21 protein-coding genes are annotated in these 25074 nt (G+C 64.8%); 5 read left to right on the top strand and 16 right to left on the bottom strand.

What is annotated here, in order from left to right; genetic code table 11:
- Window position 1: 1 nt before the first annotated feature.
- The 3 genes from QQS52_RS01490 to QQS52_RS01480 form a co-directional block, all read right to left on the bottom strand.
- Window positions 2-1195 carry an NAD-dependent epimerase/dehydratase family protein gene (locus QQS52_RS01490; protein ID WP_472772251.1) on the bottom strand — a complete coding sequence of 398 codons (1194 nt, stop codon included), beginning with the start codon at window positions 1193-1195 and terminating at the stop codon, window positions 2-4.
- A gap of 179 nt (window positions 1196-1374) precedes the next feature.
- Window positions 1375-1965: a TetR/AcrR family transcriptional regulator gene (locus QQS52_RS01485; protein WP_472772250.1), complete on the bottom strand. Its 591-nt coding sequence runs from the start codon at window positions 1963-1965 to the stop codon at window positions 1375-1377.
- A complete protein-coding gene (locus QQS52_RS01480) occupies window positions 1958-4657 on the bottom strand; it encodes an MMPL family transporter (protein ID WP_472772249.1) in 2700 nt (899 codons plus the stop codon). Before QQS52_RS01480 ends, QQS52_RS01485 begins: the two co-directional genes overlap by 8 nt.
- 257 nt (window positions 4658-4914) lie before the next feature.
- Between QQS52_RS01480 and QQS52_RS01475 the strand changes: the two genes are divergently transcribed.
- On the top strand, window positions 4915-5571 hold the full coding sequence (locus QQS52_RS01475; protein ID WP_472772248.1) for a hypothetical protein: 657 nt from the start codon (window positions 4915-4917) through the stop codon (window positions 5569-5571).
- Between the two features lie 31 nt (window positions 5572-5602).
- On the opposite strand, the gene QQS52_RS01470 is transcribed toward QQS52_RS01475, so the two are convergent.
- Window positions 5603-6016: a hypothetical protein gene (locus QQS52_RS01470; RefSeq protein ID WP_472772247.1), complete on the bottom strand. Its 414-nt coding sequence runs from the start codon at window positions 6014-6016 to the stop codon at window positions 5603-5605.
- Window positions 6017-6053: 37 nt separating this feature from the next.
- On the opposite strand from QQS52_RS01470, the gene QQS52_RS01465 reads away from it, so the two are divergent.
- Window positions 6054-6923, top strand: coding sequence for a patatin-like phospholipase family protein (locus QQS52_RS01465; protein ID WP_472772246.1), 870 nt, complete (start codon window positions 6054-6056; stop codon window positions 6921-6923).
- A gap of 12 nt (window positions 6924-6935) precedes the next feature.
- On the opposite strand, the gene QQS52_RS01460 is transcribed toward QQS52_RS01465, so the two are convergent.
- Window positions 6936-8882, bottom strand: a complete 1947-nt coding sequence (locus QQS52_RS01460) for an MFS transporter (RefSeq protein ID WP_472772245.1) — start codon at window positions 8880-8882, stop codon at window positions 6936-6938.
- Between the two features lie 372 nt (window positions 8883-9254).
- Here QQS52_RS01460 and QQS52_RS01455 point away from each other — a divergent pair, with 372 nt between their 5' ends.
- On the top strand, window positions 9255-10823 hold the full coding sequence (locus tag QQS52_RS01455) for an aspartate-alanine antiporter-like transporter (RefSeq protein WP_472772244.1): 1569 nt from the start codon (window positions 9255-9257) through the stop codon (window positions 10821-10823).
- A 133-nt stretch (window positions 10824-10956) separates the two neighbouring features.
- Here the strand turns inward: QQS52_RS01455 and QQS52_RS01450 are convergent, their stop codons facing one another.
- From QQS52_RS01450 to pth (QQS52_RS01440), 3 genes are read right to left on the bottom strand one after another with little or no spacing between them, the layout of a single operon-like run.
- The gene (locus tag QQS52_RS01450) at window positions 10957-12600 is read right to left on the bottom strand and encodes a peptide chain release factor 3 (RefSeq protein WP_070769580.1); all 1644 of its coding nucleotides are present in this window, start codon (window positions 12598-12600) and stop codon (window positions 10957-10959) included.
- 48 nt (window positions 12601-12648) lie between these two features.
- Window positions 12649-13449, bottom strand: coding sequence for an SDR family NAD(P)-dependent oxidoreductase (locus QQS52_RS01445; RefSeq protein ID WP_472772243.1), 801 nt, complete (start codon window positions 13447-13449; stop codon window positions 12649-12651).
- A 48-nt stretch (window positions 13450-13497) separates the two neighbouring features.
- Entirely contained in the window at window positions 13498-14160 is a 663-nt protein-coding gene (gene pth / locus QQS52_RS01440; RefSeq protein ID WP_472772242.1) for an aminoacyl-tRNA hydrolase, read from the bottom strand.
- A gap of 31 nt (window positions 14161-14191) precedes the next feature.
- Between pth (QQS52_RS01440) and QQS52_RS01435 the strand changes: the two genes are divergently transcribed.
- Both QQS52_RS01435 and QQS52_RS01430 read left to right on the top strand, forming a co-directional pair.
- The gene (locus tag QQS52_RS01435; protein ID WP_472772241.1) at window positions 14192-15187 is read left to right on the top strand and encodes a nitronate monooxygenase; all 996 of its coding nucleotides are present in this window, start codon (window positions 14192-14194) and stop codon (window positions 15185-15187) included.
- A gap of 66 nt (window positions 15188-15253) precedes the next feature.
- Window positions 15254-16714, top strand: a complete 1461-nt coding sequence (locus tag QQS52_RS01430) for a glyceraldehyde-3-phosphate dehydrogenase (RefSeq protein WP_472772240.1) — start codon at window positions 15254-15256, stop codon at window positions 16712-16714.
- Window positions 16715-16822: 108 nt separating this feature from the next.
- On the opposite strand, the gene ppk2 is transcribed toward QQS52_RS01430, so the two are convergent.
- From ppk2 to glmU, 8 genes are all read right to left on the bottom strand, one after another.
- Window positions 16823-17695, bottom strand: coding sequence for a polyphosphate kinase 2 (gene ppk2 / locus QQS52_RS01425; protein WP_472772239.1), 873 nt, complete (start codon window positions 17693-17695; stop codon window positions 16823-16825).
- 53 nt (window positions 17696-17748) lie between these two features.
- Window positions 17749-18579 carry a fumarylacetoacetate hydrolase family protein gene (locus tag QQS52_RS01420; protein ID WP_472772238.1) on the bottom strand — a complete coding sequence of 277 codons (831 nt, stop codon included), beginning with the start codon at window positions 18577-18579 and terminating at the stop codon, window positions 17749-17751.
- A 6-nt stretch (window positions 18580-18585) separates the two neighbouring features.
- Complete coding sequence (gene pth / locus QQS52_RS01415) at window positions 18586-19143, bottom strand: aminoacyl-tRNA hydrolase (RefSeq protein ID WP_472772237.1); 558 nt, start codon at window positions 19141-19143, stop codon at window positions 18586-18588.
- A 94-nt stretch (window positions 19144-19237) separates the two neighbouring features.
- Complete coding sequence (locus tag QQS52_RS01410; protein ID WP_472772236.1) at window positions 19238-19891, bottom strand: 50S ribosomal protein L25/general stress protein Ctc; 654 nt, start codon at window positions 19889-19891, stop codon at window positions 19238-19240.
- Between the two features lie 319 nt (window positions 19892-20210).
- Window positions 20211-21638 carry a YkvI family membrane protein gene (locus QQS52_RS01405; protein WP_472772235.1) on the bottom strand — a complete coding sequence of 476 codons (1428 nt, stop codon included), beginning with the start codon at window positions 21636-21638 and terminating at the stop codon, window positions 20211-20213.
- An 81-nt stretch (window positions 21639-21719) separates the two neighbouring features.
- The gene (locus tag QQS52_RS01400) at window positions 21720-22490 is read right to left on the bottom strand and encodes an SDR family NAD(P)-dependent oxidoreductase (RefSeq protein WP_472772234.1); all 771 of its coding nucleotides are present in this window, start codon (window positions 22488-22490) and stop codon (window positions 21720-21722) included.
- A gap of 120 nt (window positions 22491-22610) precedes the next feature.
- Window positions 22611-23588 carry a ribose-phosphate diphosphokinase gene (locus QQS52_RS01395; RefSeq protein ID WP_472772233.1) on the bottom strand — a complete coding sequence of 326 codons (978 nt, stop codon included), beginning with the start codon at window positions 23586-23588 and terminating at the stop codon, window positions 22611-22613.
- A 19-nt stretch (window positions 23589-23607) separates the two neighbouring features.
- Window positions 23608-25068, bottom strand: coding sequence for a bifunctional UDP-N-acetylglucosamine diphosphorylase/glucosamine-1-phosphate N-acetyltransferase GlmU (gene glmU, locus QQS52_RS01390; protein ID WP_472772232.1), 1461 nt, complete (start codon window positions 25066-25068; stop codon window positions 23608-23610).
- Between the last annotated feature and the right edge of the window lie 6 nt (window positions 25069-25074).

The following is a 25074-nucleotide window of genomic DNA, read 5'->3' as shown; positions in this document are numbered from 1 at the left end:
CCTATTCGTTCTCGGGAACGCCGGCGGACTGCTGGGCGGTCCACAGGGAACGCGCCGGGATCTTGGAGCGATCCACCCGGTCGCAGTACTTGCGCGCGACGTCCTCGACCTCCTGCAGCAGCCCCTCGGACAGGGTGGTGGGCTCAAGGCCCAAACGCAGGAAGGTGTCGTTGGATACGTGCAGCTCGTTCTCGGCGGACTCCTTGCGCGGGTTCGGCACGTAGGCGACCTGCGCGCCGGAGAACTTCGCGACCAGCTCCGCTAGGTCGCGCACGCGGTGGGTCTCGGTCATCTGGTTGATGATCTTGACTCGCTCGCCCCGCTGCGGCGGATTGTTCAGGGCCAGTTCAATGCAGCGGACCATGTCGCGGATGTGGATGAACGCGCGGGTCTGCCCGCCGGTGCCGTGGATCGTCAGGGGGTAGCCGACGCCGGCCTGGACCAAGAAGCGGTTGAGCACGGTGCCGTAGTCGCCGTCGTAGTCGAAGCGGTTAATCAGCCGCTCGTCCCGACGAGTCTGCTCGGTGTGCGTGCCCCAGATGATGCCCTGGTGGAGATCGGTAATGCGCAGCTCGTCATTCTTCGCGTAGTAGGCGAAAAGATGCTGGTCCAGCACCTTGGTCATGTGGTAGACCGAGCCCGGGTTGGACGGGTAGAGGATGGACTGCTCGACCGGCTCGGAGCCCGGGACCTCTACCTTGACGTCCAGGTAGCCTTCCGGGATCTCCATGCCGGCGGTGCCGTAGCCGTAGACCCCCATGGTTCCCAGGTGGGCGACGTGGATATCCTGGCCGGACTCGACCACCGCAGCCAGCAGGTTGTGCGTGGCATTGATGTTGTTGTCCACCGTGTAGCGCTTGGTCCGGGAGGTCTTCATCGAATACGGCGCGGCGCGCTGCTCGGCAAAGTGGACGACGGCGTCTGGGTGATCGGTGTTGATGAACTCCAGCAGTGCTGCGTAGTCGTGGGACACGTCGATGCGGTGGAAGCCGATGGTCTTGCCGGAGACTTCCTTCCAGGCCTCCAACCGCTCGTCGATGCTGCGGATCGGTGTGAGCGATTCGGCTTCGAGCTCGGCGTCAATGGCGCGCCGGGAGAGGTTGTCAACGATGTGCACGTCGTGGCCCTGGTCGGACAGGTAGAGGGCTGCGGGCCAACCGCAGAATCCGTCCCCGCCCAGAATGGCTACCTTCACTGTGTGATACTCCAATAAAACGATCGCGAATAGGGGAGACCTTAAAAGGCCTAGACATAAAATTTTACCCTGATCCAACGCTTAAGGCGCTGAATCAGGGTAAACCTTCAGTGAACATTTGCTGCCCGGCGGGCCGGGCACCAAGAGGCAATACCCGGATTCTTCGGGGAGTAGTCCACCTAGACTATCGAGCGAAGCGTGGCAAAGGCCCGCCGGACCATCTGCTCACCCACCTCTGGGTCGCGCGGCTCAGGCAGTGCGAAGAAAGCCTTGCTCGCCGACGCACTCACCGCGGCGCAGGCGTGGAGAACTACCTCGGTGTCGAACGCGTCCCGCTCAGGGCTGTGCCGGGAAAACGCTTCCGAGACTTGCTCTGCCACGCGCTTGGCGTCGTCGCGATTGACGCCGGAGAAACATGACTTATCCAGGTAGTCCATCACCATCGACAACGAAGCCACGGAGTGCAGCTCCGGTTCGGCGGTATGGAATCCCTTACAGACGATGTCTTCGAAGATCTCCGTCGTGGTTGCTTGCGCTGGGTATTCGTCTACCTTCTCGGCAATCGAGCTGACTGTATCAAGAGCGAACTGAGCCAGGCACTCGTTCAGACTGGAGTAATAATTGTGGAAGGTGCGGGCGGATACGCCTGCCTGCTCAGCCACGTGAGAAACCGTGAGCGCCTCCGCGCCCTCGGCTAGATAGATGCGGCCAGCCGCATCCGCTATCGCCTGCCGGGTGGCGCGCTTTTTCGTTTCTCGGAGATTACTCATTGCCAGTAAATGCCTTCTTGACCTTGGTCCACCAGGATTCCTTGCCCGAAAGGTTATCGCCTTGCTGCACCCAGGCGCCAGTTTCGGCGTCGTTAGCATAGCCCCCGCGCGCCGGGGTGGCCGGGCCGGACTCGGCGAAAACGCCGGCGCGCCGGGCCGCCTGCACGTGGGCAGCATAGCCGCCGTGCTCCGGGTGGAAGTCCGCGTAGGTGTCGCGGTGCTTCTCCGCGCCTGCATCGGCGTTGCCGGGTGCAGTTTCGGTAGCGGTGGCGGTGGCGGTAGCGGCAGCTGCGCCGCCCGCGGCGGCGGTGCCGGCAGCCGGGGTGCGGACCTGGTCGGGATCGCCGCCATTCATCAGGGCCTCGCGGTTGGCGGTAAGCGCCTCGCCCTCGATGTCCATGTTCGGCAGGACCTTGTCCAGCCACTTGGGGATCCACCAGGCCTTGTCGCCCAGCAGGAACATAGTGGCCGGGATGATGGTCATGCGGACCACGAAGGCATCGATAGCCACGCCGATGGCCAGGGCGAAGCCCATGGTCTTGATGAACTGCTCGTCCATGAGCATGAAGGCGGCGAAGACCGAAATCATGATGATCGCGGCCGCGGTGACCACGCGGGCGCCGTGCTTGAAGCCGTTGGAGGTTGCGTTCCCCGCGGTCTTGCCATGGACGTAGCCCTCGCGCATGCGGGTGACCAGGAAGACCTGGTAGTCCATGGCCAGCCCGAAGGTCAGGCCGATGAGCATGATTGGCAGGAAGGACAGCAGCGGCTGCGGATCGTCGATGATGCCGAAACGGCCCTCCTGGAAGATGGCCACGGTGATGCCGAAGGCGGCGGCCATCGAACCCGCGAAGCCGAGCGCGGCGATGAGCGGGACCCAGATGGAACGGAAGACCAGCAGCAGGACGATGAACGCCAGGGCCAGGACCACGGCGATGTACGGGATGAGGATATCCGTAAGCCGCTCCGAGATGTCGTCGAAGATCGGGGTGACGCCTGTGATGCCGTATTCGCCGCCGGTTTCCTCAGTGAAGTCGGTCTGGTAGGAGCGCAGCGCGTTCAGGGTGTCCGTGGTGGCCTCATCGGTAGCCCCCGTGGACGGGGTGATAAGCACCTGGGCGGCGTCCACGTTGTCCGTCGTCTGGATGATCTGGGCGTTTTCGACGCCCTCGGTGTCGTTGAAGTCGGCCAGCAGCTGCTGGAAGGCTGGCATCCGCTCCTGTTCGTTCACGCCCGCGACGTCGACGTAGGCTACCATCGGGGCGTTGCGGCCCTCGCCGAAGGCGTCGGCGGTGATCTCGTAGGCATCGCGCTGCGGGCTGCCTACTTTGGCGGTGCCGTCGGTCGGCATGGCCAGGGACAGGTTGGCGGCCGGGATGGCCAGAATACCCAGCAGGACAATGCCGGCGACCAGGTTGGTAACCGGGCGTGCGCGGATCTGGCGGACCCACTTCAGGCCCATGGTGGGCTTTTCATCCTCCGGGTCCGGGACCTTCGGCCCCGGCACGCGGCCGGCGAAGATCTTGGTGCCCAGCAGTCCCAGCAGGGCCGGGATGAAGGTCAGGGCGACCAGCACGGCGACGGCCACAGTAGCCGCGGCGGCGATAGCCATGGTGCCCAGGAAGGGGATGCCGATCATGGTCAGCGCTGCCAGCGCGATCACCACGGTGGTGCCGGCGAAGACCACGGAGGAGCCCGCGGTGCCCAACGCCATGCCCATGGCGTGGGCGCGGGTCTTCTTGTCCATCTTCTTCAGCTCTTGGGCCAGTTCCTTCGGGCTCAGGTTGTTCAGCCCGGAGGAGGTGATGAGCTCGTTGCGGTAGCGGTTGACAATGAACAGTGCGTAGTCGATTCCCACGGCCAGGCCGATCATGGAGGCCAGCATCGGGGTCATATCCGAGATGGTGTCGGTGAAGATGGTGCCCAGCTGGACCCCAAGCAGGCCCACGCCGACGCCGATGACCGCGGAGATCAGGGGCATGCCGGCGGCGACGAAAGAGCCGAAGGTAATCAGCAGTACGACAGCGGCCACCGCCATACCGATGAGCTCCGAGGTCATGTTCATCTCTTCGCCTGCGGCGGAGAAGGCGTTGCCGTTGTATTTGACGGTCAGGTCGCCGGAGTCGTAGTCATCGATGACGTCGGTGACAGCGTCGCGCTCGCCCTCGTCGATCTCCATGACCTCCGGCGCATCAAAGGCGATGGGCAGAGTACCGGTGGTCTTGTCCTCGCTCAGCGGGGACAGGGCCTTGAGGTTGGACTGGATCTGCTCCTGCGGCATGCCCTGGGCGGCCATCTGCTCGCCCATCTGCTTTTGCATGCCGCCGGCGGCCATCACCGGGTTGACCAGCTGGTCCGTGTCGGTCAGGGCGTCGGTGCCCTTGAGATCGTCGATGAGCCTATCGACCTCGCCCATCAGGGCCGGGTCGTCTAAGGGCTTGCCCTCCGGTGCCTGGATAACCACGTTGGCGGTGGGCTCGCTCATGGCATCCGAATCGTTGCCGAAGCGCTCGTTCATCTTGGCTTGGGTGACGGTGGAGTCCATGTCCGGCATGGAGAAGTTCGGGTTCGGCTCTTTAGCAAAGCCCGCGGCCAGGCCGCCCATGGCGACCAACAGGACGAGCCAGAAGGCCAGGAAAGGCCAAACCTTCCGGTACGACCAGCTGCCCAGCCGGTAGAGGAATTTAGACATAAAGCGTGCTTTCTTTCTCGCTCAGAACAATGGTCAAACGAAGAATGGTTGGAAACAAAAGTTAGACGTCGGTCCGCTTCCCGCCGCGGACGTTGCCTAGGCGGCGGGGAGTGGAGGAAATGAAAGAAGGATTCCGGGGACACGTGCAGAAACGTGCGCACCCTCGGAAACAATGCATAGCGTACGCAAACTTGCAGAGGGTGTGCAACTTGGGTGCACTTCGGGCGCTGAGAGACTTAAGCGGTAAGATTGCGCCCATGCTGCACGCCGCTAGTTTCGCCTTCCTAGACTCCGTCAACGCCCTGCTGATTGGCGTGGTCACGGCGCTAGGCGTGATGCTTGAGCGCGGCAAGTACCGCCGGATCGTGCCGCTTTTGATCTTCGGCGACTGGTTCGGGGTCTTCGCCCTCTCGGTGGTGACCATGTTCGTGCTGGACCAGCTCAAGGCCTACGTCGAAGGCTTCCTGGACACCCCTATCCTGGGCGTGCTGCTCATCGTGCTGGGCCTGGCCGCGGCGGTCATGACCTGGCGCCACCGCGGGGGAGAGTCCAACGAGATGGTGAGCAAGCTTCTGCGGCCCCTGCAAACGCCCAGCCCGCTGACGTTTTTGACCGGTTTCATCCTGGGCGTGGCCCAGTCCATTACCTCCGGTGCCTTCTTCGCTGGGCTCATCTACCTGGCCGCCGGGGACTATAGCGTGGGAATCCGCTACGGTGGGCTTTTCCTCTACGCTACCTTCGCTCTCTCGCTGCCCATCGCGGTGGCGGTCTTCGTTGGACTCGTGCGGCGCAAACCCAACTCGGCGGCTGGGCGGCTTTTCGCCCAGGCCCGAGAAAACAAGGAGATCGTCAGCAAGGTCGGCAGCTACGTGGTGGCCGCCATCCTGGTCATCATCGGCTTCGCGATGCTCTAGGCCTTAACCCACCACAAACCCATCACAGCCCTTAATCCACCACGAAGGCCAGGCGCTCGGAGATTTCACACTCGCCCGGGCCGGTCAGCTTCTCCGCTACCGCGCGGCGCTCCTGGTCGGACAAGGGGATAAGCCAGCCCTTCTTCGGATCATGGACCGGCAGGGTGGTTTTGCTTACCGGCAGGAGGTAGACCGCCGTGCTGGTGGTGGCTGCGGTGCCTGGGGCGGCATCGCGCCTGCCCGCCGTTAGCAGTAGCGGGCGGGCGTTTTCGGCCGCCTCCCGCACCGCGTCGGCGGTGATGACGTCAATATCCACAATAACGAGGGTTTCCGCCGTGGACACCTGCAAGCGGGCGGCCGCGAGCTCCGGCACGTCAACGCGGGCCCGGGCCAGGGGGCGGCCTTTCCGGCCGGTCAGTGTGGACCAGATACTGCTCACATCCATGGCCTTAATTGTATCCGCGGTTAGAATGGCGGCCATTATGATTGATGCCTCGGATACCGCGCTCGTCATCGAAGGCGGTGGGATGCGCAACTCCTATACCGCCGCGTGCATAGTAAGCTTCATCCAGCAGGAGGTCCAGTTCGGCTGGGTCGGTGGGGTCTCCGCGGGCTCGTCGCACACGGTCAACTACCTGTCAGGGGACCCCATCCGCGCGGAGGATTCCTTCACCGACTTCGCCAAGAACCCCAGCTTCGGCGGCGTGGGCTTCTTGCTGCGGGGTAAGGGCTATTTCAACGCGGAATTCATCTACGAAAAGTCCGCGGACCAGGACCTGCCCTTCGATTGGGAGGGCTACCAGGCGAACCCGGCGGAGATGAACCTGGCCGCCACGCGCGCGGACACTGGGGAATCCGTCTACTGGACGCGCGCAGACGTGGCCGTTCCGGAGGACCTTTTCGTACGGGTCCGCGCCTCCTCCACCCTGCCGCTGCTGATGCCGCTGCGCTTTATCGACGGCGCGCCCTACGTCGACGGCGCCCTCGGCGAGCATGGCGGGATCACCATCGAGCAGGCCGAGCTGGCGGGTTACAAGAAATTCTTTTTCGTCGGCACCAAGCCGCGGGGCTATATCCGCCCCAAAACGCGCCGGCCCAGCATGGTGCGCGGGCTCTTCCGGCGTTACCCGGCTATCGCGGAGGCGATCATCCAGCGGCCGGACCGCTACAACGCCTCCCGCGCGCGGCTGGCGGAACTGGAGCGGGCCGGCCAGGCCTACCTGTTTAGCCCGGAGGACATGCAGGTCACCTCCACGGAGCGCTCGGTGGCCAAGCTACGCGCCAACTTTGCCGCCGGCGCCCGCCAGGTCGAGCGCGAATGGCCCGCCTGGCAGGAGTTCCTGCGCGGCTAGGGCGCGTCCTTGTTAAGCTTCGCCGTAGCCGGCGGCCCGGGCCTGCGGGGCGGCGGAAACGTAGGTCGCCACCAGGTAGCGGTTGATGTCCGAGCGGTTGATGACGCCGACCACGTGGCCGGCGGAGTCGACCACGGGCGCCTTCTTCAGGTGCCGGTCGGCCAAGACCGCGGAGATGGTCCCCAGGTCGTCCTCGGCATTGACCGTGACCACGTCGGTGGTTGCGATGTCTGCCACCGGCTTGTCGAGCACCGCGGCGACCTCGACGCTGAACTCGTCCTCGCCGTGGTGGATGAGGAAGGCATAGGGCGTGGTAAACCGCGGTACCTGGGTGCCCAGCGCGCCCAGCACGTCGCCGTCGGAGACGATGCCGCGCAGGGTACCGTCCTCGGCCAGCAGGGGCACAGCGGAGATCTTCTTGTCCACGAAGACCTGCAGCGCCTGGCGGATAGTGGCGGCAGGCGGCAGGTGGTAGACGTCGGTTTTCATCAGCTGGCTAACCAGCGAGTCCGTGATCGCCGGAGCCGCCTCGCCTGCCTCCGGGGCAACGTCGGCATCGTGAGCTGTGCGCGAGTGGGTGCCGGCCACGGCCAGGACTGCCGCCCCGGCGGCGAGTACAAAGAGCAGGACGCCGACGGCCAGGAAGCCGCGGTTAGCGGACTCATCCGAGCCCTGCCCGGAGGCGACGAAGGCGCCGTAGATGCCGGTGGAAACGGCCGAACCGATACAGCCGGCGACCTGGAAGGACGTCGAGAAGATGGTCACGCCGTGCGCATTCAGGTGGCGCGGCAGCGAGGACAGAGCGAAGGACTGCACCGGGCCGATGGCCAGGGCGGAGCCCACGATGGCCGGGATGTACCACAGCGTGATGGCCCAGAGGACTTCGCCGCGCATGGCCCAGGAGGTGGCCAGGGAGAACACGGCCATGAGCGCCATGCCCAGCGGCAGGATGAGCTGCGGGCCGCGGGAGTCGTAGATCTTGCCGGCCACCGGGCCCAGAATCACGGCCATCAGGATGGCGGGGAAGAGCACCAGCGAGGCGGTCAGCCCCGTGGTCACGTGCACCGACTGCAGGTGGATCGGCACGAGGATGTTCATCGAGAAGACGATGATGAGCGCGACGATGTTGATGGTCACGCCGGCGCGGAAAGCGAAGACCTCCAAGGGGCGGAGATCGATGAGCGGATCGGCGCTGGTGCGCTGGCGGCGCACGAAGGCGGCCAGGGCGAGGGCGCCGATGACGATCGCGGCCACGGCGACAAGGCGCTGCGGGCCGAAGATGGTGGAAATGCCGTAGAACAGCCCGATGAGAGCTACGGCGACCAGCGCCACGGAGAGCGCGTCCAGGGTGGTCTTGGCGTTTTCGGAGATGTTGTAGACCACGATCCAGCCGACGATGAAGCTAATCAAGGCCAGACCGCCGAAGAACCACAGCAGCAGGCGCCAGGAGGCCAGCTCCAGCAAGCCGCCGGAGACCACGATGGCCACCGACGGGCCCAGCGTGGTCATCGCGCCCATCAGCCCCATGAAGGTGCCGAGCTTCCCGCGCGGGGCGACGGTCAGGGCGATATTCATGCCGATGGGTACGAGCAGTCCCGTGCCCAGCGACTGGATGATGCGGCCGAGTAGCAGCATGGTGAAGTTCGGGGCCAGGGCGGCGACGACGGAACCGATGATCAGTGTGGAGGTCGTGGACAGGTACAGCGGCTTGGTATTAAAGCGGCGGAAGAAGAACCCTGCGGTCGGGGTCATCACGGCCGCGCCCAGCATGTAGGCGGTGGCCAGCCACTGCACGGTGGTCACCTCCACGCCGAAGTTGGCCATGATGGGGGTAAAAGCCACGTTCAAAAACGTCTCGTTGAAGGTGGCGAGGAACGCCGAAAACGCGGCGGCGATAACGATGGAAAGCCCGGCCGGCTTAGCCGACTGGGCAGGCGCAGCAGAATGTGAAGCAGCCAAGGAAACACCTCTGGGGTTGTAGCGGTTGAGAAGAAATCGGACTATCACCAGGAAGACCTGTGTGACAAGGCGTCGTGGCGTTAGCAGATTTACTCGCACCGCCGCACCCCAGCGCGGGTGATAAAAGGTGGGCGCTAGCGTGAGGGCTCCAGGGGCACTCCGGGTGGGGGCTCCAGGTGGGCCTTAGGCGCGATACATGTCTCGTGTTCCAGCCGGCCAGACAGTGTAGCGGCACCTGCTGGGGCGGTTCTAGTTGCTGGGCGCCGGCGACATCGAAAGTTTGCCCCTGAAAGGGGTGCAACCCAGCGACGTACCTAGTCAGGGTAGGGTCTCGGCTGGTGAAGTGCACCCGACCGCTTAGAATTGAGCAACGTGTTAGAAATCTTTAATGGTAATGAGCTACTGACCATCTTCTTGATGATCGTGCTCGGCACCTTGTTCGGGATGATCCCCTTCGGGCCGCTGCGCTTCGGCGCGGCCGGCACGTTGTTCGTGGGGCTCGCCTTCGGTTCCTTCGTGGACCTAGACGAGACCATCCTGAGCAAGTTACAGGAAATGGGCTTGGGTCTGTTCATCTACATGCAAGGCCTGTCCGCCGGGGAACGTTTCTTCAAGGGATTATCTGAGCAGTTTAAGCAGATGATGGCGGCTGCGGCCGCAGTGATCTTGGCAGCCGGGGCCGCGCTGGGCTTCGGTGGCATTCTGGGGATTTCCCCGCTGGGCGCGGTAGGCGTCTTCTCCGGCGCGACGACGTCGACGGCCTCGTTGGCCGTGGCCCAGCAGCAGACCGGCGAGGACTTGCCGGCTGTGGGCTACTCCCTGGGCTACCCGGTGGGCGTGGCCGTGGCTATCCTCATGGTCTCCTTCATCCTGAAACAGAGCTGGCCGGCGAAGAAGGACCAGGATAACTCCGCCGACCAGGTCTTCCGTGCCATCACGGTGCGCGTGACGAAGAACGACGTCAACATGGCGGACCTGGAAGAGGCATTCGGTGAGCACTTCATCATCGCGACCATTCGCCGCGGCAACAAGGTGATGGTGGCCGGTGACTCGCCGGAGATCCATACAGGCGACATTATGCGCGTGATGGTGACTAAGTCTTATTCCCGCGAGCTGGTCAAGGCGCTGGGTAAGCGCCAGCCGCAGACCCCGTTCGTGGACAAGCGCCTAGTCATCGAGGACGTGGCGATTTCCAATGAGGACGTCGCCGGCCGCACCGTCGGCGAGCTCAACCTCTTCGAGCGCTACGGCGGCCGCATCCTGCGCGTGCGCCGCGGCGACGAGTTGTTTTTGGCCAACGATGACACGCACCTTGCCTCCGGTGACACCGTGGAGCTCATCGTGAAGTTCGACCGCCTGGGCGATATCCGCGACTACTTTGGTAACTCAGTCAAGTCCTATGCGGAGCTGAACTGGGTGGCTGTGGCCGGCGGCCTGTTTATCGGCTACCTGATTTCGCTCATCGTGATCCCGCTGCCGGGTGGGGCCTCTTTCGAGCTCGGCTTCGCCCTAGGCCCGCTGATTACCGGCCTGGTACTCGGCGCGGTCCACCGCACCCGCCGGGTGCCGTGGCAGGTGCCGGCGTCTATCAACACCTCCTTCCAACAGTGGGGCCTGATGATCTTCCTGGCCTCGGTCGGCCTGGCGTCGGGCGAGGCTTTCGTTTCCACTGCGTTTTCCATCGTGGGGCTTAAGGCCATGGTGCTGGCGGCGCTGGTGACCATCGTGGTCATCGTCCTCTTCGCGTTGTTCAGCCGCATGCTGGGCCAGTCGGAGACCCGCACCGTCGGCGGCGTGTCCGGTATCTTCGGTCAGCCCGCCGTGGTCAACTACGCCACCGGTGTCAGCACCGACTCCCGCATCATGACCGGATACGCCTCCACCATCGTGGTGGCCCAGGTAGTCAAGATCGTGGTCATTCCGTTCATGCTGATGTTCTAGCTGGCTTCGTCTTCAAGCCTGCAGCTATAGTCAGCTCTTTCAGGCAATAAAGAAAATAAAGGGTGCCTGACCGGTAGATTACCGGCCAGGCACCCTTCGTCTATGGGGCCGTCTGTCGGGGGCGGCTGGTGGCCTAGTCGGCGACCAGGGTTTCCATGGTCAGCTCGGGGTGTTCTTTCTCGATGAAGGCCAGCTTCCACTTGTCGCCGAAGAGGGCGATCAGCTCGCCGTCGGTGCGGGTGAAGATCTCCACGCCGCGTTGGCGGCCCAGCTCAGGGGCGGACTCGGCGTCGGTGCGGCGCGCCACGGAGTAGGGGATGGGCTCGGTGACGGTCTCGACGTTGTACTCCAGCTCCATGCGGGCCTGCATGACCTCGAACTGCATGGGGCCGACCGCGGCCATGACCGGGGAGGCGTCGCCGCGGGCGTCGTTGCGCAGTATCTGGACCACGCCCTCGGCAGCGAGCTGATCCAGGCCCTTGCGGAAGGCCTTGTACTTGCCCAGCGACTTCGCGCGCAGGATCCGGAAGGCTTCCGGGGCGAACTGCGGCATCGGGCGGAACTGCACCTTGCGGCCGGTGTAGATGGTGTCGCCGGGGGCGAGCGAGCCGGCGTTGACTAGGCCCACGATATCGCCCGGGTAGGCGGCATCCACCGTGTCGCGGGTGCGGCCGAAGACTGTCAGCGCGTACTTCGTGGAGAACGACCGCCCGGACTGGGCGTGGTGGACCTGCATGCCGCGCTCGAAGCAGCCGGAGACCACGCGCATGAATGCCAAGTTATCGCGGTGCTTCTGGTCCATGCCGGCCTGGACCTTGAAGATGACGCCGGAGAAGTCATCGGTGACCTCGCGCGCGGCGTCCATCGCGCTGGACGCGCCCGAGTCAGCGGCCTCCAGGGCCTTCGGGTCGGATTCGCGCTCGCGCGGGGCGGGCGCGATGGCGCACAGCGTGTCCAGGATCTGGTGCACGCCGAAGTTCAGCATCGCCGAGGCGAAGATCAGCGGGCTGGTCACGCACTGCTCGAACATTTCCTGGTCGTGGACCGCGCCGTCGGCGGCGAGCAGCTCGGCTTCCTCCGCGGCGGTCTCCCAGACGTCCGCCTCCTTTGCGGCGGCGTCGGCGGGGGAGTAGTGCTCCTCCGGGGCGATGGTGGAACCGCCGGCGGTGCGGATGAAGTGGATGTACTCGTCAGCTTCGCCGTCGTCGTTGACGTGGGCGAGGCCGCGGAAATCGCCCGCGATGCCGACCGGCCAGTACAGCGGCGTCGGCTGCAGTTGGATCTCGTTGACGATCTCATCGACCAGCTCCAGCGGCTCCCGGCCCACGCGGTCCCACTTGTTGATCACGGTGATGATCGGCAGGCCGCGGGCCTTACAGACACGGAAGAGCTTGAGGGTTTGCGGCTCGAGGCCCTTGGCGGCGTCGATCAGCATGACGGCCGCGTCCACCGCGGTCAGCACGCGGTAGGTGTCTTCGGAGAAATCCGCGTGGCCAGGGGTGTCGACTAGGTTGATCATGTACGGCTCACCCTCGTGGCCCTCCGGCGCGTACTCGAACTGTAGGGCGGAGGAGGCCACGGAGATGCCGCGGTCCTTTTCCATGTCCATCCAGTCGGAGACGGTGGACTTGCGGCCGGCCTTGCCGTGCACGGCGCCCGCCTCGTTGATGATGTGGGCGTGCAGCGCCAAAGCCTCGGTCAGCGTGGACTTACCGGCATCCGGGTGGGCGATAACGGCGAAGGTGCGGCGGCGGTTGGCTTCAGCGGCAATACTCATGGCGCATAGTTTACTTCCCGGTAGCAGGGACGTTTAATTGCACGGTGCCTAGTCGAGGTACAGTCTCTGGCCTAGGGCGTTGAACAAAGCGCTGATTTCGGCGTCGGAGACCTTCTTCTGGCGGCCGGGCCGCTGGTGGTTGTTGTAGTACTCGCCCGGGGTGAAGTGGATACCTGCCGTGCCAGTCAGGTAGAACGCCAAGTTGCGGGCGCCGTCCTCGGCCGAGCCGAAGTGGCGGCCCAGACGCCCGGTGTAGGCCTTGGACAGACGGGCGTTGGAGGTGCGCGAGAAATTCGTGGCCAGCACGCCGGGGTGGAAGGCCACGGAGTTCAGCCCCTGTTCGTGCAGGTAGTGGGTGAGCAGGATGGTGCCCAGCTTCGCGTTGCCGTAGGCGCGCTCCGAGCTGAAACCGTGGAAGGTGTTCGGGTCCTCGGGGTCGAACTTGGCGAGCAGGACGTTGGCAATTGAGGCGGTCTGCACCACCGGCGCGCTACCGAGCTGCTCGCGCAGCAAGGTAGACAGCAGGAACGGGGCGACCACGTTGACCTGCCAGGTGCGCTCGAAGCCGTCCGCGGTGGTCAGGGGGCCGTCGAAGATGCCGCCGGCGTTGTTGGCCAGGCCCGCCAGCGGGCCGAACTCGGCCAGCTTCTCCGCCAGCTCGCGGACCTCGCGGAGGGATTCGAAGTCCGCGACCAGGTGCGGGGCGCCGATGTCGTCGGCGACGCGCGCGGTTTTCTCCGGGTTGCGGCCGACGACGACGATGCGATCGTCGGGGCGGGTGCGGTGGATGAGGCGGGCAGCGGCGGCTCCGACGCCATCGGAGGCGCCGGTGATGACGAAGGTTTTCATATCTTAAGCCTAGCGCGGCCGCCGGCCCGGGATCCGGCGCTTTCGCCCTTAGCGAGAGTGGATGGTGTTCTGCGCGGCGGCCAGGCCCTTTTCCACGATCAGACGGGCGCCCTCGGCGGCGGTGTCGAACGCCGTATCCAGCCCGCGGCTGGCGTCGACCGGGCCCAAGACGTAGTCGGGGATGGACGAGCCCTTCGGCGGGCGCCCGATGCCGATGCGCACCCGCAGGTAGTCCCGGGTGCCGAGGTGCTCGGTCAGGGACTTCAGCCCGTTGTGCCCGTTTTCGTTACCGCCCTGCTTGAGGCGAACCTTGTGGGCGGGCAGATCGAGCTCGTCGTGAATGACAATAATGCGCTCCGGCGGGACGTTTAAACACCGGGCCAGCTCGCCTACCGGCCGGCCGCTAAGGTTCATAAAGCTTTGCGGGCGCACGGCCAGCACCGGGGTGCCCTGGATGTCCAGGGAGGCGGCGTCGGCCGCCAGGCCGCGGACCGGCTGGACCAGCCCGCCGGTAGCCGCCAGCAGGTCATCGACAGCCATAAAACCGACGTTGTGCCGCGTCGCCGCGTATTTCGGCCCCGGGTTGCCCAGGCCAACGATGAGCCACTCGGCGCGCAAGTCCTCCGGCGCCGGAGCGGTAGGCCGGTGACTAGAGGGCTGGGACCCGGATGGCTTGCGAAAGGGGCTGAAGAGTTTATCTAAAAAAGACACGCTCTTAGTCTGACATATATCCTTCTAAGACATGACAGCGAGCACAGTCCTGGACGAGGTGACCTGCCCGGTCCTGCCGGCGCCGATGGCTGGCGGCCCGACCACCCCGGAGCTGGTGGCGGCGGCCGCGAAGGCAGGCTCGCTGGGCACCCTGGCGTGGGGCACGGCCAGCCCTGAGCAAGCAGAAACCCAGCTCGACCAGCTGCTGGCCACCGGCACCACCCGCTGGGCGGTCAATCTCTTCCGTCCGCAGCAGCCGCTGCGTGAAGGGGAGCGCCAGGCTGCGGCTGATGTGGCGGCGGCCGAAGGGATGGAGCTTGCCGGTGCCGACTACAGTTTCGGCTGGGACTTCAAACTCGACCTGGCATTAGGCGCGCCCACCCCGCCGCGGGTGGTCTGGGCGATGTTTGGCACCTTCACCAGCGACGAGACCGAGCGCATCCACGACCGCGGAGCCGAGGCCTGGGTGACCGTGACCAGCCCGGCCGAGGCGCGCGCGGCCGCGGAGGCTGGGGCCGACGTCCTATGCGTGCAGGGACCCGACGCGGGCGGTCATCGCGGTATCTGGGACGAATACGCCGAGCCGGACCAGCGCGCGCTGCCGGAGTTGGTGCGCGCCTGCCAGGTGGGAGTGCCACTGCTGGCCGCGGGTGGCCTGCGCACCGCCGAGGACGTCGCCTGGGTACTCGGCCTGCCGGGGGTGGCGGCCGCGGTATGCGGCTCCGCGTTCCTTTTGGCTGATGAGGCGGGAACGAGCCCCGCCAACCGGGAAATGCTTTCCAAGGGCGGGCCCACCGTCGCCACTCGCGCTTTTAGCGGCAGGGTGGCCCGGGGCCTGGCGACGGAGTACACCGCGCAGCACCCGGATGCCCCTGCTATCTACCCTCACCTCAACCAGATTCTGCGCCCTAGGCGGGCGGCGGGGGATAAGGCGGTGGCATATTGCTTAGTGGGCGAACCGGCCACTGGGCTGCGCGGGGGTAGTGTGGAAGACATCCTCTGCCGTCTTAACCAAAAGGCGAACTAGAACGCGATAAACTTTTTGGTTGAGAATTGGTTATACACCCATCGGACCGTGAAAAGGATTGATTTCGTGACCACGAACTCGCACGTGTGGCAAGAAAACTGGAATGAGCGCCTGGAAAAGGCGCAGGAGATGTTGCCGCTGATCCACCAGCTTCACCGCAAAAACAACGTCGTCACCACGATCTTCGGCCGCCCACTGGTGGGCGTCACCGACATCGACATCATCAAGAGCCACCGCTACGCCCGACGCATCGCGGAGCGCGAGCTGTCCACCTTCGAGACCCTGCCGATCATCCAGGAGCTGACCGAGATGAACCTGGGCTCTGCCTCCGTCGACGTGGGGCGCCTGGTCATCGGCTACGAAGAGGAAAAAGACAACTACAACAGCCTGCGCGATTACCTCGAGCAGGAGCTGGTGGAGGTCGTCGGTGCCGGCATTAACAAGGAATGCACCGACGTCGTGCTCTACGGCTTCGGCCGCATCGGCCGCCTGCTGGCCCGCATCCTGATTGCCCGCGAGGCCGCCTACGGCGGCGTGCGTCTGCGCGCCATCGTCGTGCGCAAGAAGGGCGACGGCGACATCCTCAAGCGCGCCTCCCTGCTGCGCCGCGACTCCGTCCACGGCGCCTTCAACGGCTCCATCTCCGTGGATGAGGAAAACGAGGTCATCTGGGCCAACGGTACCAAGATCAAGGTCATCTACGCCTCCGACCCGGCCACCATCGACTACACCCAGTACGGCATCAAGGACGCCATCCTGGTCGATAACACCGGCGCGTGGCGCAACCGCGAGGGCCTGTCCCAGCACCTGGAGGCCCCGGGCATCGGCCGCGTGCTGCTGACCGCCCCGGGCAAGGGCGACATCAAGAACATCGTCTACGGTATCAACGACGGCGACATCGCCGAGGACGACAAGATTCTGTCCGCCGCCTCCTGTACCACCAACGGCATCACGCCCGTCCTGCAGGTCATCAACGAGCGCTACGGCGTGGTCCATGGCCACGTGGAGACTGCCCACTCGTTCACCAACGACCAGAACCTCATTGACAACTACCACAAGGGCGACCGCCGCGGCCGCGCCGCCGGCCTGAACATGGTCCTGACCGAGACCGGCGCCGCCAAGGCCGTGGCCAAGGCCGTCCCGGACTTCGAGGGCAAGCTGACCGGCAACGCCATCCGCGTTCCCACCCCGGACGTGTCCATGGCCGTACTGAACCTGGAGCTGGAGAGCGAGGTCGAGCGCGAGGAGGTCAACAACTTCCTGCGTGACGTCTCGCTGCGCTCCCACCTGCGCCAGCAGATCAGCTACATCGCCTCCCCGGAGGTCGTCTCCTCCGACTTCGTCGGCTCCACCCACGCCGGCATCGTCGACGGCCTGGCCACCATCGCCAGCGGCAAGCACCTGGTGCTCTACGTCTGGTACGACAACGAGTTCGGCTACTCCAACCAGGTCATCCGCATCGTCGAGCGCCTGGCCAACGCCCGCCCGAAGGTCCTGCCCGGCCGCATCCACGCCTCCCAGCTCTAAGGCGCGTGGGAACCCGCTAAGGGCTCCCGGATAAATAAATTTCCCCGATCGGTGGAGTGTTCCACCGAGCGGGGAAATTTTTAGGTCCTGTTGTGGGTGGCCTGGGACTTATTTCTTCTTGTCCTTCTTTTTCTTCTTCTTATCCTGCTTGCCGCGTTCGAGGTCGGCAGCCACGTCGGGGACGTACTTGAACTCCTCGCGGGCTGGGCGCTCGTATTCCTCCCCGTCGGAGGCCGGGCGCTGCGGGATATCCGGCAGCTCGCGGTCGATCTTCCGGTAGGGGATGGAGCTGAGCAGGTGGGAGATGACGTTGATGCGGGAGCGCTTCTTGTCCTCCGACTCGACGGTGTACCACGGCGCGGTGGGGGTGTCGGTGTGGATGAACATCGCGTCCTTGGCGCGGGAGTAGTCCTCCCAGCGGGTGATCGACTGCAGGTCCATGGGGGAGAGCTTCCAGCGGCGCAGCGGGTCGTTGCGGCGGGACTCGAAGCGGGCGAGCTGCTCTTCGTCGGAGACGGAGAACCAGTACTTGCGCAGCATGATGCCGTCCTCGACCAGCATCTGCTCGAAGATCGGGGCCTGGTGCAGGAAGCGGACGTATTCCTGATCGGTGCAAAAGCCCATGACGCGCTCGACGCCGGCGCGGTTGTACCAGGAGCGGTCGAAGATGACGATCTCGCCGGCGGTCGGCAGCTTTTCGATGTAGCGCTGGAAGTACCACTGGCCGCGCTCCCGGGAGGTGGGGGCGGGAAGGGCCTCCACGCGGCAGGAGCGCGGGTTGAGGTACTGCGTGATGCGCTTGATCGCCGAGCCCTTGCCCGCGGCGTCGCGGCCTTCCATGATGATGACCACGCGCGCACCGGTCTCGATGACCCATTGCTGCATATCGACCAGCTCGGCCTGCAGGCGCTTGAGCTCGTCCTCGTACGCCTTTTTGTTCAGTTTCGGCGGCTTGGTGGTCTTGGCGTCTTTCTTGCTCATAGTTCAATCGTAGCCGTCGGAAGGCCGTGGGGAAAACCTATCAACGGTGAATATTAATCGGCAAAGACCGTGGTGTTTTCGATGTGGCCGAGGCCCTCAATCGCCACGCGCACGGTGTCGCCGTGGCCCAGGAACTGCTGCGGGTCCCCGGCGAAGCCGACGCCCTCCGGAGTGCCGGTGACGATGACGTCGCCGGGGTTGAGCGGGTAGAGGTGCGAGCAGAAAGTGACCAGCTCGGCGACGGGGAAGATCAGGTCGTCGGTGTTGTCTTCCTGGCGAATCTCGCCATTGACCTTGGTGGACAGCCGGGCGCCGGTCCCCGGGGACCACTCGTCCGCGGTGGTCAGCCACGGCCCGAAGCCGGAACTGCGGTAGAAGGACTTGCCCGCGTGGAACTGGGTGGTCTGCCGCTGGAAATCGCGCAGGGTGTAGTCGTTCATGATGGCGTACCCGGCCACGTGGGATAGTGCCCGGCTGCGATCGATGCGGTGCGCGCGGGTGCCGATGACCGCGGCGAGCTCGCCCTCGTAGTCGAGCTTGCCCTGGGCGTAGCCGGGGATAGCCACGTCGCTAAAAGGCCCGGTGAGCGCGTCGGCGAATTTCACGAACAGCGTGGGCTGGCCTGGGGCCTCGCGCCCCATCTCCCGGATGTGGCGGGCGTAATTGAGGCCGACGCAGATGATTTTCTCCGGCTGGGGGATGACCGGGGCGAGGTCCTCGTGGTCGAAGACGATGGGCTCGCCGGAGAGCTGGGCAGCCTTGCGCCAGTCGCCGCTGCGCAGGAGGGCACCCACGTCCTCGTGGTCGAGTTCCACACCGGTGTAGTCGCTGTCCACGCGGACGGTGGTCGTGCCGTACTGGGTCTTTAGGGTAGCGAGCCTCATAAAAGGTTATGTTAACGCCTGCAGCACCTCGTCTGCGGCATCGGCAGCGATAATCGGCACCTCCGCGGCCTCCTTCTTGGAAAACTTGGCCAGCACGAAACTGGCCGGATCCAGGCGCCCGGGCGGGCGGCCGATGCCCACCGACAGGCGCTGGTAGTCCTTGGTACCCAGGGATTTCGTGACCGAGCGCAGACCGTTGTGCCCGCGGTCGCCGCCGCCCCGGCGTAGACGCACCGCGCCGAAGTCCTGCTCCAGCTCGTCGTGAATGATAATGATGTCATCCGGCTGGACGGAGAAGTAATTCGCCAGCGCCTTGACCGCCCCGCCGGAGGTGTTCATGAACGTGCGGGGCTGGGCTAGGATGACGCGGCGGGCACCCAGGCGCCCCGGGGCCAGCTCGGCGATCTCCGCGTTGGTTCTCCGGTTGAGGCTCAGACTAGCGGCCTGCGGCGTGGCCCGGCTGGCGAGCTCCGCAATGACCTCGTGGCCGACGTTGTGCCGGGTGCCGGAATATTTCGGCCCCGGGTTGCCCAGGCCGACGATTAGCAGGGGAGTCTCACTCATGCTCACTATTGTGGCACAGGCAAAAGAAAGGCGGGCCGCCCCACGCACTCGGCGTGGAGGGCCCCGCAGTAAGTCCCTAGCGAGGAGGCAGTGATTACTCCTCGTTGTCGGAGGAGGACTCGCCCTCGTCGACGGACTCGGCGCCAGCGTCGGCGCCGCCTTCCTCGACAGCCTCGGCGGCCTCTTCGAGCTCGGTGTCAACCTCCGGCTCGGAGATGGAGACGATGACGGTCTCCTCGTCGGCGACCAGGGTGGAGCCTTCCGGCATGGTCAGGTCGGCAGCGGTGATGACGGTGCCGTTTTCGGCGCCCTCGATGGAGACGACGATCTCTTCCGGGATGTTGAGCACGTCGGCCTCGATCATGACGACGTCGGCGTCCTGCAGGTACATCATGCCCGGAGCCGGCTCGCCCTCGATGGTGACCGGGACCTCGACCTCGACCTTCTCGCCGCGCTTAATGGACAGCAGGTCGATGTGGTCAACGTCTAGGGTCAGCACGTTCTGGTCGACGTGCTTGACCATGGTCAGGTGCTGCTGGCCGTCGATTTCCAGCTCGAGAACGGCGTTGACGCCGTGGTAACGCAGCAGGGTCTGGATTTCCAGCAGGCCGGCGGCGAAGTGGATCGGCTCGGTGTTGGAGCCGTAGATCACCCCGGGGATCTTCCATTCGCGGCGCAGGCGGCGAGCGGCACCCTTACCGAACTCGGTACGGGCTTCAGCCTTGATGACAGGGCGTTCGTTAGCCATTGTTTCTCCTTGAAAGTCGAATGTAGGTTGAAAAGTACACACGGCAAGGACTAGGCGTATAAATACGACTAAAGCCTGCCGATGGACGTCTTGGTCGAGTCACATCGCAGGCTTGGATAAGTGAAGCTTGGAATGTAGTTTTATCAATCGCGTCGATAACGGCCAACACCACGCGCGTGGATAATCAGCCCTCGCCGAGACAGATAGCAATCTAGCACGCGCGCCCCGCTGGCGCAATTTCCGTGCCCGGCGATGCAATTTCTGCGCCAGGGTGCGCGGTACCTTGCACCTCCGCGTCTTCTAGGAGTTCTCGTCACTCCTAGGAGTCTTGGTCGGTGGCCTTCCGCGGGCGCGCCGTGGAGGTTGCCTCGGCATCGGAAGCCGTCTTTTCGGAAGCGGCGATGGGGTTGCTGTCGGCGTCGTAGCCGGTGGGCTCGGTCTCGCTGACGTAGCGCACCTGGCCGCGGTGGATGGGCTCGTAGCGGCCCTCCAGCCAGTTGTCGTCCACCTCGTAGTCCGAGGCATTAAACGGGTTACTGGAGTTCGCGTCCAACTCCGCGATGACCTCCTGGGACACGGACTCACGCAGCGGCTGGGAGGCCAGGTTGGAGTGGAAGATCTCCTCGGAGAGCTCGGCGCGCTGGGCGTTGCTGAACTTCTGCTTCGGGTCGATCATGCGCAGCACCAAGGAGCGGATCTTGTCGCGGAGGCGGGACTCGGCGGTGATGATGTCGCGGCCGCGGGCCAGCCAGGTGAAGATCAGCACGCCGATCATGACCAGCGCGAGGTAGCCCATGATCGGGAAGACCGCGCCGACCAGGGAGGCAAAGTCCAGGAAGGACAGCACGTAGCCGACGATGACGATGATTACCAGGGTCAGGCGGAAACGCTGCGGGGCGTGCGTGGACCCGCGGCGGGACAGGCTGTAGAAGTTACCCAGCGCGGTGGAGAAGATCATGACGTAGATGACGATGGAGGCGAATAGGCCCAAGGCATCATTGACGTTGGTGATGATGCTCAAGGTCGGCAGGGCGTCCTCATAGATGTCCGTGACGTTGGAGATCATGGCGACGACCATCATGACCAGCAGGACGCCGATGATGCCGCCGCGGCCGGCGGTGCGCACGTCGATGGTGTCGCCGCCCATGATGATGCCCATGGAAACGCCGCCCATCATGGCAATACCGACGTAGTTGAAGGTGGAGACCCGCCAGTTCGGCAGGGTGGTCTCCACGTTATCGATGCCGAACTGGCCCACGGCGGCGAGATCCGACGGGGCGTTCATGAAGGAGTAGACCGCGGCGATGACCAACAGGGCGACCACGAACGGGGTGATAGAGCCCAGGGTGTTGCTGACCTTCTCAACGTTCATCATGCCGCAGATGATGACGGCGACGGCCATCAGCGTCGAGCCCACCCAGAGCGGCAGACCGAACTGCCGCTTGAGGTTGGCGCCGGCACCGGCCAGCATCACGAAGGAAATGCAAAACTGCGTGAAGGTGATGGAATAATCTACGAAGCGAGCCAGGAACTTGCCGGCTACGCTGGAAAAGATGCGATCGTGGGAGGCGGCCTGGAAATAGCTTCCGTACTGCATGGCGATCATGACCGCGAGGGGCATCAGTACCAGCGCGATGACGGCGCCGATGACGCCCCACCAACCGAAGGCGGCGTAATACTGCAGCTTTTCTTGGCCGGAGGCGAAACCGGCGCCGACAGTACAACTGAGGTACGCCATTCCCAGCATGAGAGCTTTTTCACTAAAGTCCTTCCACGTTGAAAGTTTTCAACAACAAGGTAGGACTATAGTGGCTGTGCTGGGAAGATACTAGCCCGCTGTGTATCCACCGTCGACCATGTGGGCGCTGCCGGTGATATAGGACGCGTCCGGGGACAGCAGGAAACGCACCAGGTGAGCCACCTCTTCCGGCTGGCCTAGGCGGCCCAACGGGTGGGAATTGATGACGCGGTGCAAGGCCTCATCATCCATGTCTTTAGCCAGGCGGGAGCCGCGCACATAAGCCGGACACACGCAGTTGATGCGGATGGCCTTGGAGCCGTACTCCAGGGCGGCGCTCTTGGTCAGTCCCACCACGCCGTGGTTGGCGGCGGTGTAGCCGGAATTGCCCGCGGAAGCGAAGGCGCCGTGCACGGAGGCGACGTTGACGATTGAGCAGGTGGAGGTGCGCTCTTGGTCCATGAACTGCTCGAGCTGGTAGCGCATGCCGTAGGCCACGGCGTTGAGGTTGCGGTCGATGAGCTGGTCCCACTCGCTCACGGCGAATTCGCCGGTATGGTCGTCGCTGCCGCCGTAGCCGGGGCAGTTAACCGCCAGGTGTAGGGCGCCGTAGGTCTGGACGGCAACATCGACGGCGTCGCGGTGCGCGGCCTCCACGGTGGTGTCCATGACGTGGCCGGTTACCTCCGCGCCGGCGCCACGCAGCTTTTCCACCAACTGTCCCAGCAGCTGCGGGTCCTCGTCCGCGACAACCAGGCGAGCACCCCACTCGCTGAGTTCTTCGGCCACCGCGGCACCGATGCCGTAGCCGGCCCCGATGACCAAGGCCACGCGTCCGTCGAAATTAGAAAACCTACCCATGAGTGTCCTTCCTTGTGGTCGTGGCTCCCTCACCGGTGCGACCCGCCGGAACGTTTAAGCGTTCCGGCTCACGGTCACACCAGGGGAGTTGCCTAGGGCACCCAGGGTAGTGATTTTTTCTTAGTCTTGCGGCTCAAACAGGGTAGTAACCGAGCCGTTTTCGAAGATCTCGTGGATCGTGCGGGCCAGCAGTGGCGCGATAGACAGCACCGTCAGGTTGGACCAGCCCTCGGTGGACTGCGGCAGGGTATCGGTCGTGATGACCTCTTCCGCGCCGCACTCCGACAGGCGCTCGCGCGCCGGATCGGAGAAGACACCGTGGGTGCAGGCGATGATGACCTTGCGGGCACCGGCCTCCTTGAGGACGCGGACCGCGCCAGCAATGGTGCCGCCGGTGTCAATCATGTCGTCCAGCAGGATGCAGTCGTGGCCCTCGACGTCGCCGACGACGCGGTTGGACACAGTCTGGTTGGCCACCTCGGTGGAGCGGGTCTTGTGGACGAAGGCCAGCGGGGCGTCGCCCAGCTCGTGGGCCCACTTCTCGGCGACCTTGACGCGGCCAGCGTCCGGGGAGACCACGGTGATGTTGTCCGTGGCGTAGGTCTTCTTGATGTAGTCGGTCAGGATTGGCATGGCGTGCATGTGATCGACCGGGCCATCGAAGAAGCCCTGGATCTGGTCGGTGTGCAGGTCGACGGAGACGATACGGTCTGCGCCGGCGGCCTGCAGCAGGTCGGCAACCAAGCGGGCGGAGATGGGCTCGCGGCCGCGGTGCTTCTTATCCTGCCGCGCGTAAGGGTAGAACGGCAGGATGGCGGTGATGCGCTTGGCGGAACCGCGCTTGAGCGCATCGATCATGATGAGCTGCTCCATCAGCCACTTGTTCAGCGGCTGGGTGTGGGACTGCATGACGAAGCAGTCGGCACCACGCACGGATTCCTCGAAGCGAATGAAGATTTCGCCGTTCGCGAAGTCGCGGGCGGTTGTGGGGACTAGGTCCGTCTTGAGCTCCTTGGCTACGGCCTCAGCCAGATCCGGGTGTGCGCGCCCGGAAAACAGCTTCATGTTTTTGCTGCTGCCAGTGATTTTGCCAGTCATAGCGAGTTAAAAACCCTTCTTAATTGTGGTCGCCGTTATGTGGTTCGCCTTGCGCGCGGGCCGCCGCTTCCGCCGCCGGGGTGCCCGGCCGCTTTTTCTGCACCCAGCCCTCGATATTGCGCTGCTTGCCACCAGAGACAACGAGTGCTCCTGCAGGAACATCGTCCTTGATTACTGTACCCGCTCCGGAATACACGCCGTCACCGACCGTCACCGGAGCAATAAACATGGTGTCCGAGCCGGTGCGGACGTAGTCGCCCACGGTGGTATGGTGCTTGTTCACGCCGTCGTAGTTGACGAAGACGGAGGAGGCACCGATGTTGGACTCGCGGCCGACGGTCGCGTCCCCGATATAGGTCAGGTGCGGGACCTTGGAGCCCGGGCCGATGTGGGCCTTCTTGGCCTCGACGAAGCCGCCCAGCTTGCCCTTCTCGCCCAGGATGACGCCCGGGCGGATGTAGGCGAACGGGCCGACGGTGGCCTCCGTGCCGATGACCGAGCCTTCGCCGTGGGTGCGGATGACGCTGGCGCCGGCGCCCACCTGCATGTCGGTCAGGGTGGTGTCCGGGCCCACCACGGCGTTGTCGCCGATGGAGGTCGTGCCCCACAGCTGGGTGCCGGGGTGGATGGTCACGTCCTGGCCGATGGTCACGCCTACACCAATCCAGGTGGTTTCCGGATCGACGACGGTGGCCCCGCCGCGCATGGCCTCTTCTACCAGGCGGCAGTTGAGCTCGCGGCCGGCGGCGGCCAGCTGGATACGGTCGTTGACGCCGGCCAGCTCAGCCGGGTCCGGGGCGCGGAAGGCGCCGACTGCCTGGCCGTCCTCGCGGGCGATCTCCAGCACGTCGGTGATGTAGAGCTCGCCCTGGGCGTTGTTGGTGTCCAGGCGGGCCAGCGCGGAGCGCAGCGTGGCGGAGTCGAAAGCGAAGACGCCGGAGTTAACCTCGCGGATAGCGCGCTGGGCGTCGCTGGCATCCTTGTGCTCGACGATGGCCTGCACGCTGCCATCCTCGGCGCGCTCGATGCGGCCGTAGCCGGTGGGGTTATCCAACTCCATCGACAGCACGGTGACCGCGTTGCCAGCCTCCTGGTGCGCGGCGCGCAGGCCGTCGATGGTCTCGGCGCGCAGCAGCGGGACGTCGGCGTTGGTGACGATGACGGTGCCGTCGAAGTCGGGGAGCGGTTCCAGGCCGCACTGCACGGCGTGCCCGGTACCGTTTTGTTCTTCCTGGACGGCCTGCAGGATCTCCCGGCCGAGCTCCTCGGCGAGCTGGTCGACGGCGGGGGAGACCTGGTCACGCTGGTGGCCGACGACGGCCACGAGGTGTTCGGGCTCCAGCCCTGCGGCGGCATAGAGGCTGTGTCCTAACAGGCTGCGGCCGCCGATGCTGTGCAAAGTCTTCTGCGTTGCAGACTTCATGCGGGTGCCAGCGCCGGCGGCGAGAACTATAACGGCTACGGGTTGCGGGCTTGCCACGTGGGG

It is taken from the genome of Corynebacterium sp. 1103A (assembly GCF_055700955.1).
Note: the sequence above shows the minus strand (reverse complement) of the source record. Positions and strands in the feature narration are given on the sequence as shown.